Genomic DNA, 12,283 nt, shown 5'->3' on the forward strand with positions numbered 1-12,283 from the left:
TCCTCACCGCGGTTTCCCCAAGGGACCTTCGGTGTGGTCATGGGCGCTCGTCTACGGCAGCGCCCGGTGAATATGACTTCTCTGCTACGGCTGGCGCCGCGCGGTCCCGTGCCGGCACGGGACCGCGCGGGAGGCTACCAGCTCGACTTGGTGATGCCGGGCAGCTCGCCCCGGTGCGCCATCTCGCGGAAGCAGATGCGGCACAGGCCGAACTTCCGGAACACGGCGCGGGGACGGCCACAGCGCGAGCACCGGGTGTAGGCCCGGACCTCGAACTTGGCCTTGCGAGCGGCCTTGACCTTCAGCGACGTCTTCGCCATGATCAGGCCTCCTTGAAGGGGAAGCCGAGGTGCTTCAGCAGCGCCCGGCCCTGCTCGTCGGTCTTGGCGGTGGTCACGATCGTGATGTCCATGCCACGCTGCCGGTCGACCTTGTCCTGGTCGATCTCGTGGAACATGACCTGCTCGGTGAGACCGAAGGTGTAGTTCCCGTTGCCGTCGAACTGCTTCGGCGACAGGCCGCGGAAGTCGCGGATGCGGGGAAGCGCCAGGGACAGCAGACGGTCCAGGAACTCCCACATGCGGTCACCGCGCAGCGTGACGTGCGCGCCGATCGGCATGCCCTCCCGCAGCTTGAACTGCGCGATGGACTTGCGGGCCCGCACCACGGCCGGCTTCTGGCCGGTGATGGCCGTCAGGTCACGGACGGCACCCTCGATCAGCTTGGAGTCGCGAGCGGCCTCGCCGACGCCCATGTTCACCTTGATCTTGGTGATCGTGGGAATCAGCATGACGTTCGGGATCCCGAACTCCTGCTGCAGCTTCGCAGCGATCTCTTCGCGGTAGCGCTGCTTGAGGCGAGGGAGCGTGCGCTCTTCGGAAGTCGCAGTCATCAGTTGTCCTCACCCGACTCGTCGGCCTTCTTGTCGGCCTTCTTCGCGGGCTTCTCGTCATCCTTGAGCTTCTTGACGTTGCTCACGTGGATGGGGGCCTCCATGGTCTGCACGCCGCCGGTCTTGGCGCCGCGCGGGCCCTGGAGGGTCTCCTTGGAGTGCTTCTTGATCATGTTGACGCCCTCGACCACCACGCGGTCCTCGCGCGGAAGAGCGGCGATCACACGACCCTTGGCACCCTTGTCCTTACCGGCGATGACCTGGACCAGGTCACCCTTCTTCACGTGCAGCTTCGGCATTTACAACACCTCCGGCGCGAGCGAGATGATGCGCATGAACTTCTTGTCACGCAGCTCGCGGCCGACCGGACCGAAGATACGCGTGCCGCGAGGGTCACCGCTGTCCTTGATGATGACCGCGGCGTTCTCGTCGAAGCGGATGTAGGAGCCGTCGGGCCGGCGGTGCTCCTTCACCGTGCGGACGACGACGGCCTTGACGACGTCGCCCTTCTTCACAGTGCCGCCAGGAATGGCGTCCTTGACTGTGGCGACGATGACATCGCCGATACCCGCGTAGCGCCGACCCGAGCCGCCGAGCACACGGATGCAGAGGACTTCCTTCGCACCCGTGTTGTCGGCGACCTTGAGTCGCGACTCCTGCTGGATCACGTCTACTCCTGTGTGTCTCGCCGGTTCTCATCCTGGGCGGATGAGCCTTGCGGAACCTGCTGTGGTCTTTTTCCCCCGGCCACAGCCCGCCCGGGCGGGTCTCCCCGCCCCGTGCGGACCGCCGCCGCAGGCGGTGCGGGGGCGGACCCCCACACCCTTGGACGCCATCGTGGGGGGTGGACCTGCCACCCCCCACGAGGCGCGTTGCTTACTTGGCCTTCTCGAGGATCTCGACGACCCGCCAGCGCTTGCTGGCCGAGAGCGGCCGGGTCTCCATCAGGAGGACGCGGTCGCCGACGCCGCAGGCGTTGGCCTCGTCATGCGCCTTGTACTTGGTCGTCCGACGGATGACCTTGCCGTACAGCGGGTGCTTGACGCGGTCCTCGACAGCGACGACGACGGTCTTGTCCATCTTGTCACTGACGACCAGACCCTCGCGGGTCTTGCGGTAGTTCCGCGCCCTGGTCGTGCTCTCCGTTGCCTCAGCCATCGCTCGACTCCTTCTCAACCGTCACAATGCCGAGCTCCCGCTCGCGCATCACGGTGTAGATACGGGCGATCTCGCGGCGGACGGCGCGCAGCCGCCCATGGCTCTCCAACTGGCCGGTCGCGGCCTGGAAGCGGAGGTTGAACAGCTCCTCCTTGGCTTCCTTCAGCTTCTGGACCAGGGTGTCCTGGTCCTCGAGCCGCAGCTCACCGGCGGTCAGGCCCTTAGCCATCACGCCTCACCCACTTCACGCTTGACGAACCGGCACTTCATCGGGAGCTTGTGCATCGCACGGCGCATGGCCTCGCGGGCCACGGGCTCGGCGACACCCGAGAGCTCGAACATGACGCGGCCGGGCTTGACGTTGGCGATCCACCACTCCGGCGAACCCTTACCGGAACCCATACGGGTCTCGGCCGGCTTCTTGGTGAGCGGACGGTCCGGGTAGATGTTGATCCACACCTTGCCGCCACGGCGGATGTGCCGGGTCATGGCGATACGAGCCGACTCGATCTGGCGGTTGGTCACGTAGGAGTGCTCAAGCGCCTGAATGCCGAACTCGCCGAACACGACGCGCGTGCCGCCCTTGGCGGCACCGCTGCGGTCGGGCCGGTGCTGCTTGCGGTGCTTGACCCTGCGCGGGATCAGCATGGTCAGCTCCCTTCAGCACCCGGCTGCGCAGCCGGGCCGGTCTCGGGGGCGGCCTGCGAAGCCGCCTCGGTCCTGGGGGCGCGGTCACCGCGGCCGCCGCGACGCGGGCGGTCACCGCCGCGACGCGGACGGTCGGCACCGCCACGACGGTCGTCGCGCTCGCGACGCTGGCCGGCACGGGCACCGGCGGCGGCCGCCTCGCGCTCGGCGCGGCTGGTCGGAGCCTCGCCCTTGTAGATCCACACCTTCACGCCGATGCGGCCGAAGGTGGTGCGGGCCTCGTAGAGGCCGTAGTCGATGTCCGCGCGGAGCGTGTGCAGGGGCACGCGGCCCTCGCGGTAGAACTCCGAGCGGGACATCTCGGCGCCGCCCAGGCGGCCGGAGCACTGCACCCGGATGCCCTTGGCGCCGCTCTTCATCGCCGACTGCATGGCCTTGCGCATGGCCCGCCGGAACGAGACACGGCTGGACAGCTGCTCGGCCACGCCCTGGGCGACGAGCTGGGCGTCGATCTCGGGGTTCTTGACCTCGAGGATGTTCAGCTGGACCTGCTTCTTGGTCAGCTTCTCGAGGTCGCCCCGGATCCGGTCCGCCTCGGCGCCGCGGCGGCCGATGACGATGCCCGGACGGGCGGTGTGGATGTCGACCTGAACCCGGTCGGTGGTCCGCTCGATCTCGACCTTGGAAATGCCGGCCCGCTCCATGCCCTTCTTCAGCATGCGGCGGATCGCCACGTCCTCTGCGACGTACGACTTGTAGAGCTTGTCGGCATACCACCGGCTCTTGAAGTCGGTCGTGACGCCGAGGCGGAACCCGTGCGGGTTGACCTTCTGACCCACTAGCGGGTCCTCCCCTTCGGCTCGCGGGACTCCACGATCACGGTGATGTGGCTCGTCCGCTTGTTGATCCGATAGGCACGGCCCTGCGCGCGGGGACGGAACCGCTTCAGGGTCGGGCCCTCGTCGACCCAGGCACGGCTCACGAAGAGCGTGTCACGGTCGAGGTTGAAGTTGTGCTCCGCGTTCGCAATGGCGCTGGAGAGCACCTTGTACACGGTCTCGCTCGCCGCCTGGGGAGCGAACTGCAGCACGGCCTGCGCCTCCGAAGCGGGCAGCCCGCGAATGAGGTCCACCACGCGGCGGGCCTTCATGGGCGTGTGGCGCGCGAACCGCACCTGAGCCCTGGCTTCCATCGCTTACTCCTCTTAACCTTCTGCTTCGTATCGGTCGAGTCCGTCCCGCTCTGAGGGGATCGGTACGGCTGGCGCCTCCCGATCCGCCCGGCGGGACTTCCCCTCCCCAGGCGCTTACCGCCGGCTGCGGCGGTCTTCCTTGACGTGGCTGCGGAACGTACGCGTGGGCGCGAACTCCCCGAGCTTGTGACCGATCATCGCCTCGGTGACGAACACCGGGACGTGCTTGCGGCCGTCGTGCACGGCGATCGTGTGGCCGATCATGTCGGGCACGATCATGGAGCGCCGCGACCACGTCTTGATGACGTTCTTGGTGCCCTTCTCGTTCTGGGCGTCCACCTTCTTCATCAGGTGGTCGTCCACGAAGGGACCCTTCTTAAGGCTACGTGGCATTTCGGCTGCTCCTACCGCTTCTTCCGCTTGGTCCGACGACGGATGATCAGGCGGTCACTGGCCTTGTTCGCCGCGCGGGTCCGGCCCTCGGGCTTGCCCTTGGGGTTGACCGGGTGACGACCGCCGGAGGTCTTACCCTCACCACCACCGTGCGGGTGGTCGACCGGGTTCATCGCGACACCGCGGACGGTGGGGCGCTTGCCCTTCCACCGCATACGGCCGGCCTTACCCCAGTTGATGTTGGCCTGCTCGGCGTTGCCGACCTGCCCGATGGAGGCCCGGCAGCGGACGTCGACCTGGCGCATCTCACCGGACGGCATACGCAGCGTGGCGTACTGGCCCTCCTTGGCGAGGAGCTGGATCTGCGCACCGGCGGAGCGGCCCAGCTTGGCGCCGCCGCCCGGACGGAGCTCCACCGCGTGGATGAAGGTACCGGTCGGGATGTTGCGCAGCGGCAGGCAGTTGCCCGGCTTGATGTCGGCCGCGGGGCCGTTCTCGATCCTGTCGCCCTGCTTCAGGCCGGTCGGGCAGAGGATGTAGCGCTTCTCCCCGTCGGCGTAGTGCAGCAGCGCGATGCGGGAGGTGCGGTTCGGGTCGTACTCGATGTGAGCGACCTTGGCCGGGATCCCGTCCTTGTCGTGGCGCCGGAAGTCGATGATCCGGTAGGCGCGCTTGTGCCCGCCGCCCTGGTGGCGGGTCGTGACCCGGCCGTGGACGTTGCGGCCGCCCTTGCTGTGCAGGGGGGCAAGCAGCGACTTCTCAGGCCGGCTGCGGGTGATCTCGGCGAAGTCCGAGACACTCGCGCCGCGGCGACCCGGGGTCGTCGGCTTGTACTTACGGATGCCCATCTTTTTCGTTCATCCTTCGTCGGTTATCCGGCCGAAGGCCCCCCGCCTCCCGGCGGGGGGCGCTCGGCGCGTACTTACTGCGAGCGGGTCAGCCCTGACCGAAGATGTCGATCCGGTCGCCCTCGACCAGGCTCACGATCGCACGCTTGGTGCTCGGGCGCTGGCCGTAGCCGAACTTGGTCCGCTTGCGCTTGCCCTGGCGGTTGATGGTGTTGACGCTCGCCACCTTGACGCCGAAGATCTGCTCGATGGCGATCTTCACCTGCGTCTTGTTGGCCGTCTTCCGCACCAGGAACGTGTACTTGTTGTGCTCGTCGATCAGGCCGTAGCTCTTCTCGGAGACAACCGGCTTGATGATGATGTCACGCGGGTCGGCGATCTTCTCCATCAGGCGTCTTCCTTCCCGCTCTTGCTCAGACGCGCGACGACCTGGTCGTACGCCTCCTGAGTGAAAACGACGTCGTCGTAGCAGAGCACGTCGTACGTGTTGAGCTGCCCGGCGTCCAGCAGGTGGACCTCCGGGGCGTTGCGCAGGCTCAGCCACGTGAGCTCGTCGCCCTCGTCGACGACGACCAGGACGCTACGGGCCTGCGTGATCTTCCGCAGCGACTCGAGGGCCGCCTTGGTCTTGGGGGTGTCGCCGGTGACCAGGCCGCTGACCACGTGGACGCGGCCGCCGTTCGCCCGGTCGGAGAGGGCCCCGCGCAGGGCGGCGGCCTTCATCTTCTTGGGGGTCCGCTGCGAGTAGTCGCGCGGGACCGGGCCGTGGACGGTGCCACCGCCGGTGAACTGCGGCGCGCGGGTCGAACCCTGGCGGGCGCGGCCGGTGCCCTTCTGGCGGTACGGCTTCTTGCCGCCGCCGCTGACCTCGCCGCGGGTCTTGGCCTTGTGGGTGCCCTGCCGGCGGGCGGCGAGCTGGGCCACGACCACCTGGTGGATCAGCGGGATGTTGACCTTGCTGCCGAAGATGTCCTCCGGCAGGTCGACCGAGCCGGCCTTGGCGCCGCTGGCGTCGAGGACGTCAATGGTGCTCACTTGGCAGCCCCCTTCTTGGCAGCGGTGCGGATGAGGACCAGGCTGCCGTTGGCACCGGGAACCGCACCCTTGATGAGGATGAGGCCCTTCTCGGCGTCCACGGCGTGGACCTTCAGGCTCTGGATGGTGGTGCGGACGTTGCCCATCCGACCGGCCATGCGCAGGCCCTTGAAGACGCGGCCCGGGGTGGCGCAGCCGCCGATGGAGCCCGGCGAGCGGTGCTTGCGCTGGGTACCGTGCGAGGCGCCCAGACCGCCGAAGCCGTGGCGCTTCATGACACCGGCGAAGCCCTTGCCCTTGCTCTTGCCCGTCACGTCGACGAACTGGCCGGCCTCGAACGCCTCGGCGGTGATCTCCTGGCCGATGGTGTACTCGCTCGCGTCGTCCGTGCGGATCTCCGCGAAGTAACGGCGCGGGGTGATGTCGTGCTTGCGCAGGTAGTCGCCGAGCGGCTTGTTGACCTTCCGCGGGTCGACCTGCCCGAAGCCGAGCTGAACGGCGGAGTAGCCGTCCTTCTCGGGGGTGCGGACGCGGGTCACGACGCACGGACCGGCCTCGACCACGGTCACCGGGACCATTCGGTTGTCCGCGTCGAAGACCTGGGTCATGCCGAGCTTCTTGCCCAGGACGCCCTTGATCTGCTTAGCCATGTCAGTGCGTTCCCTCAGAGCTTGATCGAGATGTCGACGCCGGCGGGGAGGTCGAGTCGCATGAGCGAGTCGACCGTCTTCGGCGTCGGGTCGATGATGTCAATCAGCCGCTTGTGCGTGCGCATCTCGAAGTGCTCGCGGCTGTCCTTGTACTTGTGCGGCGAGCGGATGACGCAGTACACGTTCTTCTCCGTCGGCAGCGGAACCGGGCCCGCGACCTTAGCGCCAGTCCGCGTCACCGTCTCGACGATCTTCTTGGCCGAGCTGTCGATGACCTCGTGGTCATAGGCCTTGAGCCGGATGCGGATCTTCTGTCCCGCCATGATGGCCTCGGTGTCCTTCGCTGTCGTCTGAAAAAGTTACATGCGGCCGGTGGCCGCTATATGCGGGTCGAGTCCGTCTCACCGTGCACGTTTCCGGTCCGTCCTCGACGGCCCGGCCGTGCCCGGCTCGACTCCCTCTCCCTGGGTCCCACGTAGCAGACGCTTCCGGTCTGCGCTTTCTTCCGTGATCTGGCAGTTGCTTCGGTCACTTCCACGGCCGAAACAGCTGCGAGATCACGGTTCGTGGGGCGCTCGCGAGGACTGCGGGAGCCCCCGCGTGGTGCGGCGGGCGGCCTCCTGGTGGAGGGCCGGCCGCCGCTCCGCGGTCGTACTACTTGAGGATCTTCGTGACGTTGCCGGCACCGACGGTGCGGCCACCCTCACGGATCGCGAACTTGAGGCCCTCCTCCATCGCGATCGGCTGGATGAGCTCGACACGCATCTCGGTGTTGTCGCCCGGCATGACCATCTCGGTGCCCTCGGGCAGGTGGACGACACCGGTCACGTCAGTCGTACGGAAGTAGAACTGCGGACGGTAGTTGTTGAAGAACGGCGTGTGGCGGCCGCCCTCGTCCTTGGCCAGGATGTAGACCTGGGCCTCGAACTCGGTGTGCGGGGTCGTGGTGCCCGGCTTGATGATGCACTGGCCGCGCTCGACGTCCTCGCGCTTGATGCCGCGGAGGAGCAGACCGACGTTGTCACCGGCCTGGCCCTCGTCGAGCAGCTTGCGGAACATCTCGACACCGGTGACCGTGGTGGTGGTCTTCTCCGGCTTGATGCCGATGATGTCGACGGTCTCGTTGACCTTGATGATGCCGCGCTCGATACGGCCGGTGACGACGGTGCCGCGACCGGTGATCGAGAAGACGTCCTCGATCGGCATCAGGAACGGCTTGTCGATGTCGCGGGTCGGCTCCGGCACGTTCTCGTCGACGGCGTTCATCAGCTCGATGATGCTGTCGCCCCACTTCTGGTCGCCCTCGAGGGCCTTCAGAGCGGAGACGCGCACGACCGGCACGTCGTCGCCGGGGAACTCCTGAGCCGAGAGCAGCTCGCGGACCTCGAGCTCGACGAGCTCCAGGATCTCCTCGTCGTCGACCATGTCGGCCTTGTTGAGGGCCACGACGATGTAGGGAACGCCGACCTGGCGGGCCAGGAGGACGTGCTCCTTCGTCTGCGGCATCGGGCCGTCGGTGGCGGCGACCACGAGGATCGCGCCGTCCATCTGGGCCGCACCGGTGATCATGTTCTTGACGTAGTCGGCGTGACCGGGGCAGTCCACGTGGGCGTAGTGGCGCTTCTCGGTCTGGTACTCGACGTGGGCGATGGAGATGGTGATACCGCGGGCCTTCTCCTCGGGCGCCTTGTCGATCTTGTCGAACGGGGTCGCCTCGTTGAGCTCAGGGTAACGCTCGTGGAGCACCTTGGTGATCGCCGCGGTCAGAGTGGTCTTGCCGTGGTCGATGTGCCCAATGGTGCCGATGTTTACGTGCGGCTTGGTCCGCTCGAACTTGGCCTTGGCCACTGGTCTGTCTCCTTAGAGATTCTGACTTGACTTTCGTCTGTTCACTCGGGTTCGGGACAGCCGGCCCCCGAGGGGGCCGGCGGAGAACTACTCGCCCCGGACCTTCGCGACGATCTCCTTGGCGATGTGCTGGGGCACTTCCGCGTAGGAGTCGAACTGCATGCTGAAGCTCGCACGTCCCTGCGTCTTGCCACGGAGGTCACCCACGTAGCCGAACATCTCAGAGAGGGGCACGAGCGCCTGGATGACACGGGCGCCTGCGCGCTCGTCCATCGCACGGATCTGCCCGCGGCGACCGTTGAGGTCACCGATGACGTCACCCATGTAGTCCTCGGGGGTGGTGACCTCGACGGCCATCACCGGCTCCAGGATTACGGCGTCCGCCTTGCGCGCGGCCTCCTTGAAGGCCATCGAGCCAGCGATCTTGAAGGCCATTTCGGACGAGTCCACCTCGTGGTAGGCACCGTCCTGCAGGGTGACCTTCACCCCGACCATCGGGTAGCCGGCCAGCACGCCGAACTCGGCGGCCTCCTGGCATCCCGCGTCGACCGACGGGATGTACTCCCGCGGGATGCGGCCACCGGTGACGGCGTTGACGAACTCGTAGCCGTCGTTGCCCTCGCCGAGCGGCTCCAGGTCGATGATGACGCGACCGAACTGACCGGAACCACCGGTCTGCTTCTTGTGCGTGTACTCGACCTTCTCCACCTTGCGGCGGATGGTCTCACGGTAGGCCACCTGCGGGCGGCCGACGTTGGCCTCGACCTTGAACTCGCGGCGCATCCGGTCGACAAGGATCTCCAGGTGGAGCTCGCCCATGCCCCAGATGACCGTCTGACCGGTCTCCTCGTCCCGGCGGACCTGGAAGGACGGGTCCTCCTCGGCCAGCCGCTGGATGGCGGTGCTGAGCTTCTCCTGGTCGCCCTTGGTCTTGGGCTCGATCGCGACGTTGATGACCGGGGCCGGGAACGTCATGGACTCCAGGACGACCGGGTTGGCCGGGTCGCACAGGGTGTCACCGGTGGTGGTGTCCTTCAGGCCCATGACGGCGACGATCTGACCGGCGTGCGCGGACGAGCGCTCCTCGCGCTTGTTCGCGTGCATCTGGTAGATCTTGCCGATCCGCTCCTTCTTGCCCTTACCAGCGTTGATGACGCTGGAGCCGGCCTCGAGCGTGCCCGAGTAGAGGCGGATGTAGGTGAGCTTGCCCAGGTGCGGGTCGCTCATGATCTTGAAGGCCAGAGCCGAGAACGGCTCGTTGACGTCCGCGTGACGCTCGACGACCTCCGCCTCGTCCTTGACCGAGTGACCCTTGAAGGCCGGGATGTCGGTCGGCGCGGGGAGGTAGGCGACGATCGCGTCGAGCAGGGGCTGGATGCCCTTGTTCTTGAACGCGGTGCCGCACAGGACCGGGTTGACGGCGCTGGCCAGCGTGGCGCGGCGGATGGCCGCCACCAGCTGCTCCTCGGTGGGCTCGACGCCCTCCAGGAAGAGCTCCATCAGCTGGTCGTCGTTCTCGGCGACGGTCTCGACGAGCTTGTCACGCCACTCGCGGGCGGTCTCGGCGTAGTCCGCCGGGATGTCCACGGTCTCGTACATCTCGCCCTTGGCCGTCTCCGCGCTCCAGAGCAGGCCCTTCATCTTCACCAGGTCGATGACGCCCTTGAAGCCCGCCTCGACGCCCCAGGGAAGCTGGATGACCGCGGGGGTCGCGTTCAGCCGGCTGACCATCATGTCGACGCAGCGGTGGAACTCCGCGCCGACCCGGTCCATCTTGTTGACGAAGCAGATGCGGGGCACTTCGTAACGGTCGGCCTGGCGCCAGACCGTCTCGGACTGGGGCTCGACACCCGCCACACCGTCGAACACCGCGACGGCACCGTCGAGGACGCGCAGCGAACGCTCCACCTCGATGGTGAAGTCCACGTGCCCCGGCGTGTCGATGATGTTGATCGTGTGGCCGAGCCACTCGCAGGTGGTCGCGGCGGAGGTGATGGTGATACCACGCTCCTGCTCCTGCTCCATCCAGTCCATCGTGGCTGCGCCCTCGTGGACCTCACCGATCTTGTAGGTGATGCCGGTGTAGAACAGGATGCGCTCGGTCGTCGTGGTCTTGCCCGCGTCGATGTGGGCCATGATCCCGATGTTGCGGACCTTGGCCAGGTCAAGAGCGGTCGTGGTGGCCACTTCTCTCGCGTCCTCGTCGTCTCGTCGGACCCGCTGTTACCAGCGGTAGTGGGCGAAGGCCTTGTTGGACTCGGCCATCTTGTGGGTGTCCTCGCGCTTCTTGACGCTCGCACCGAGGCCGTTGCTGGCGTCGAGGAGCTCGTTCATGAGGCGCTCGGTCATCGTCTTCTCGCGGCGGGCCCGGGCGTACTGCACCAGCCAGCGCAGGGCCAGGGTGGTGCTGCGCGCGGCGCGGACCTCGACCGGGACCTGGTAGGTGGCGCCGCCGACCCGGCGGCTGCGGACCTCGAGGGTCGGCTTGACGTTGTCCAGCGCGCGCTTCAGGGTGACGACCGGGTCGTTGCCCGTCTTCTCCCTGCACCCCTCGAGGGCGCCGTAGACGATCGACTGCGCGATGGAGCGCTTGCCGTCCAGGAGCACCTTGTTGATGAGCGCGGTGACCAACGGCGAGTTGTGGACCGGGTCAGCCATGAGCTGACGGCGGCCAGGAGAACCCTTGCGAGGCATTCTTACTTCTCCTTCTTCGCGCCGTAACGGCTACGGGCCTGCTTGCGGTTGCGAACGCCCTGGGTGTCCAGCGAACCACGGATGATCTTGTAGCGAACACCCGGCAGGTCCTTCACACGACCACCGCGGACGAGCACGATGCTGTGCTCCTGGAGGTTGTGGCCGACACCCGGGATGTAGGCCGTGACCTCGATGCCGTTGGTGAGCCGGACACGCGCGACCTTGCGGAGCGCGGAGTTCGGCTTCTTGGGGGTCGTGGTGTAAACGCGCATGCAGGTGCCGCGTCGCTGGGGGCTGGCCTTGAGCGCCGGTGTCTTGGTCTTGGTGACCTTGTCCTGGCGGCCCTTGCGGACCAGCTGCTGAATCGTAGGCACCGCGTCTCCGTTCGTGCTTGCCGGTGATTCGAATGGTCGTGCATTTCGCAGGTACTGCCGGTGTCATGACCTGCTGTTTTTCCGTCCGCTCCGACCCACGCGGTCGGGCGTGTCGCGCTCTTGTCGCGCCACACCCCGGAACGGGCCGGGCCGGCGGAGGGAATTCACACGGCGCCCCTGTCGACTCCCCGCGGGAAACCTGCCGACGCGCACGCGTGAAGGGCCCATGAAGCCACGGGCACGAAGAGAGAGACTACCCAGTCAAGTGCGACACGTCAAAACGTCACACCCGGCCGGGCAGCGGCGCGGACGTCCGCATTCGTGATCATGGCTTCCGCGACCGGTCCACCGGCCGATCACGTCAGATCCCCTCAGGAGTTTACCCGCTCCGGATGACCCCTCCGGCCGTTCTCCTCATAACGTACAGCTTTCGCCGCAAAGATCGGGTCAAGCCAGACCAACGGATATAGCGGATAAAAACGGATAAAGAAGACCCATAGACGGACACGGCGCCCGGGTCCCTCTATGGGTCTTCTTTATCCGTTTTTATC

19 protein-coding genes are annotated in these 12,283 nt (G+C 66.9%); all 19 read right to left on the bottom strand.

Going from position 1 to position 12,283, the window contains the following annotated elements; translation table 11 throughout:
* Positions 1–134 precede the first annotated feature (134 nt).
* Complete coding sequence (locus tag ABD823_RS04820; protein ID WP_068896544.1) at positions 135–320, bottom strand: type Z 30S ribosomal protein S14; 186 nt, start codon at positions 318–320, stop codon at positions 135–137.
* 2 nt (positions 321–322) lie between these two features.
* The gene (gene rplE, locus ABD823_RS04825) at positions 323–892 is read right to left on the bottom strand and encodes a 50S ribosomal protein L5 (RefSeq protein ID WP_344856319.1); all 570 of its coding nucleotides are present in this window, start codon (positions 890–892) and stop codon (positions 323–325) included.
* Positions 892–1,182, bottom strand: coding sequence for a 50S ribosomal protein L24 (rplX, locus tag ABD823_RS04830; RefSeq protein ID WP_344856579.1), 291 nt, complete (start codon positions 1,180–1,182; stop codon positions 892–894). The genes rplE and rplX overlap by 1 nt, the downstream gene beginning before the upstream one ends.
* A 9-nt stretch (positions 1,183–1,191) precedes the next feature.
* Positions 1,192–1,560 (bottom strand): 50S ribosomal protein L14, encoded by a 369-nt coding sequence (rplN, locus tag ABD823_RS04835; protein ID WP_344856320.1) that lies wholly within the window; start codon positions 1,558–1,560, stop codon positions 1,192–1,194.
* Between the two features lie 208 nt (positions 1,561–1,768).
* The gene (gene rpsQ, locus ABD823_RS04840) at positions 1,769–2,050 is read right to left on the bottom strand and encodes a 30S ribosomal protein S17 (RefSeq protein ID WP_344856322.1); all 282 of its coding nucleotides are present in this window, start codon (positions 2,048–2,050) and stop codon (positions 1,769–1,771) included.
* Complete coding sequence (gene rpmC / locus ABD823_RS04845; RefSeq protein ID WP_055507390.1) at positions 2,043–2,279, bottom strand: 50S ribosomal protein L29; 237 nt, start codon at positions 2,277–2,279, stop codon at positions 2,043–2,045. The genes rpsQ and rpmC overlap by 8 nt, the downstream gene beginning before the upstream one ends.
* Positions 2,279–2,698 carry a 50S ribosomal protein L16 gene (gene rplP, locus ABD823_RS04850; RefSeq protein WP_067130055.1) on the bottom strand — a complete coding sequence of 140 codons (420 nt, stop codon included), beginning with the start codon at positions 2,696–2,698 and terminating at the stop codon, positions 2,279–2,281. Before rplP ends, rpmC begins: the two co-directional genes overlap by 1 nt.
* A gap of 2 nt (positions 2,699–2,700) precedes the next feature.
* Positions 2,701–3,537: a 30S ribosomal protein S3 gene (gene rpsC, locus ABD823_RS04855; protein ID WP_344856326.1), complete on the bottom strand. Its 837-nt coding sequence runs from the start codon at positions 3,535–3,537 to the stop codon at positions 2,701–2,703.
* On the bottom strand, positions 3,537–3,890 hold the full coding sequence (rplV, locus tag ABD823_RS04860; RefSeq protein WP_068921169.1) for a 50S ribosomal protein L22: 354 nt from the start codon (positions 3,888–3,890) through the stop codon (positions 3,537–3,539). The genes rpsC and rplV overlap by 1 nt, the downstream gene beginning before the upstream one ends.
* Before the next feature lie 114 nt (positions 3,891–4,004).
* A complete protein-coding gene (gene rpsS / locus ABD823_RS04865; protein ID WP_344856327.1) occupies positions 4,005–4,283 on the bottom strand; it encodes a 30S ribosomal protein S19 in 279 nt (92 codons plus the stop codon).
* An 11-nt stretch (positions 4,284–4,294) separates the two neighbouring features.
* The gene (rplB, locus tag ABD823_RS04870) at positions 4,295–5,131 is read right to left on the bottom strand and encodes a 50S ribosomal protein L2 (RefSeq protein ID WP_344856329.1); all 837 of its coding nucleotides are present in this window, start codon (positions 5,129–5,131) and stop codon (positions 4,295–4,297) included.
* Between the two features lie 88 nt (positions 5,132–5,219).
* Positions 5,220–5,519, bottom strand: coding sequence for a 50S ribosomal protein L23 (gene rplW / locus ABD823_RS04875; protein WP_068896534.1), 300 nt, complete (start codon positions 5,517–5,519; stop codon positions 5,220–5,222).
* Positions 5,519–6,166, bottom strand: a complete 648-nt coding sequence (rplD, locus tag ABD823_RS04880; RefSeq protein WP_344856331.1) for a 50S ribosomal protein L4 — start codon at positions 6,164–6,166, stop codon at positions 5,519–5,521. The genes rplW and rplD overlap by 1 nt, the downstream gene beginning before the upstream one ends.
* A complete protein-coding gene (gene rplC, locus ABD823_RS04885) occupies positions 6,163–6,816 on the bottom strand; it encodes a 50S ribosomal protein L3 (RefSeq protein ID WP_344856333.1) in 654 nt (217 codons plus the stop codon). The genes rplD and rplC overlap by 4 nt, the downstream gene beginning before the upstream one ends.
* Positions 6,817–6,830: 14 nt before the next feature.
* Positions 6,831–7,139, bottom strand: coding sequence for a 30S ribosomal protein S10 (gene rpsJ / locus ABD823_RS04890; RefSeq protein WP_012887830.1), 309 nt, complete (start codon positions 7,137–7,139; stop codon positions 6,831–6,833).
* A 331-nt stretch (positions 7,140–7,470) separates the two neighbouring features.
* Positions 7,471–8,664: an elongation factor Tu gene (tuf, locus tag ABD823_RS04895; RefSeq protein ID WP_344856335.1), complete on the bottom strand. Its 1,194-nt coding sequence runs from the start codon at positions 8,662–8,664 to the stop codon at positions 7,471–7,473.
* Between the two features lie 87 nt (positions 8,665–8,751).
* A complete protein-coding gene (fusA, locus tag ABD823_RS04900; RefSeq protein ID WP_344856336.1) occupies positions 8,752–10,851 on the bottom strand; it encodes an elongation factor G in 2,100 nt (699 codons plus the stop codon).
* A 36-nt stretch (positions 10,852–10,887) separates the two neighbouring features.
* A complete protein-coding gene (rpsG, locus tag ABD823_RS04905) occupies positions 10,888–11,358 on the bottom strand; it encodes a 30S ribosomal protein S7 (RefSeq protein WP_344856338.1) in 471 nt (156 codons plus the stop codon).
* A gap of 2 nt (positions 11,359–11,360) precedes the next feature.
* Positions 11,361–11,732, bottom strand: a complete 372-nt coding sequence (rpsL, locus tag ABD823_RS04910) for a 30S ribosomal protein S12 (protein ID WP_012887826.1) — start codon at positions 11,730–11,732, stop codon at positions 11,361–11,363.
* Between the last annotated feature and the right edge of the window lie 551 nt (positions 11,733–12,283).

The sequence above is a fragment of the Planomonospora alba genome, assembly GCF_039534085.1.
Lineage (GTDB): Bacteria > Actinomycetota > Actinomycetes > Streptosporangiales > Streptosporangiaceae > Planomonospora_B > Planomonospora_B alba.

What these genes read in the sequence shown, in the direction of transcription:
- rpsS (WP_344856327.1), bottom strand. Translation starts at nt 4,283, where the DNA reads ATGCCACGTAGCCTTAAGAAGGGTCCCTTCGTGGACGACCACCTGATG.
- rpsG (WP_344856338.1), bottom strand. Translation starts at nt 11,358, where the DNA reads ATGCCTCGCAAGGGTTCTCCTGGCCGCCGTCAGCTCATGGCTGACCCG.
- rplB (WP_344856329.1), bottom strand. Translation starts at nt 5,131, where the DNA reads ATGGGCATCCGTAAGTACAAGCCGACGACCCCGGGTCGCCGCGGCGCG.
- rplV (WP_068921169.1), bottom strand. Translation starts at nt 3,890, where the DNA reads ATGGAAGCCAGGGCTCAGGTGCGGTTCGCGCGCCACACGCCCATGAAG.
- rplE (WP_344856319.1), bottom strand. Translation starts at nt 892, where the DNA reads ATGACTGCGACTTCCGAAGAGCGCACGCTCCCTCGCCTCAAGCAGCGC.
- ABD823_RS04820 (WP_068896544.1), bottom strand. Translation starts at nt 320, where the DNA reads ATGGCGAAGACGTCGCTGAAGGTCAAGGCCGCTCGCAAGGCCAAGTTC.
- rpsQ (WP_344856322.1), bottom strand. Translation starts at nt 2,050, where the DNA reads ATGGCTGAGGCAACGGAGAGCACGACCAGGGCGCGGAACTACCGCAAG.
- rpsJ (WP_012887830.1), bottom strand. Translation starts at nt 7,139, where the DNA reads ATGGCGGGACAGAAGATCCGCATCCGGCTCAAGGCCTATGACCACGAG.
- rplC (WP_344856333.1), bottom strand. Translation starts at nt 6,816, where the DNA reads ATGGCTAAGCAGATCAAGGGCGTCCTGGGCAAGAAGCTCGGCATGACC.
- rplW (WP_068896534.1), bottom strand. Translation starts at nt 5,519, where the DNA reads ATGGAGAAGATCGCCGACCCGCGTGACATCATCATCAAGCCGGTTGTC.
- rpmC (WP_055507390.1), bottom strand. Translation starts at nt 2,279, where the DNA reads ATGGCTAAGGGCCTGACCGCCGGTGAGCTGCGGCTCGAGGACCAGGAC.
- rplP (WP_067130055.1), bottom strand. Translation starts at nt 2,698, where the DNA reads ATGCTGATCCCGCGCAGGGTCAAGCACCGCAAGCAGCACCGGCCCGAC.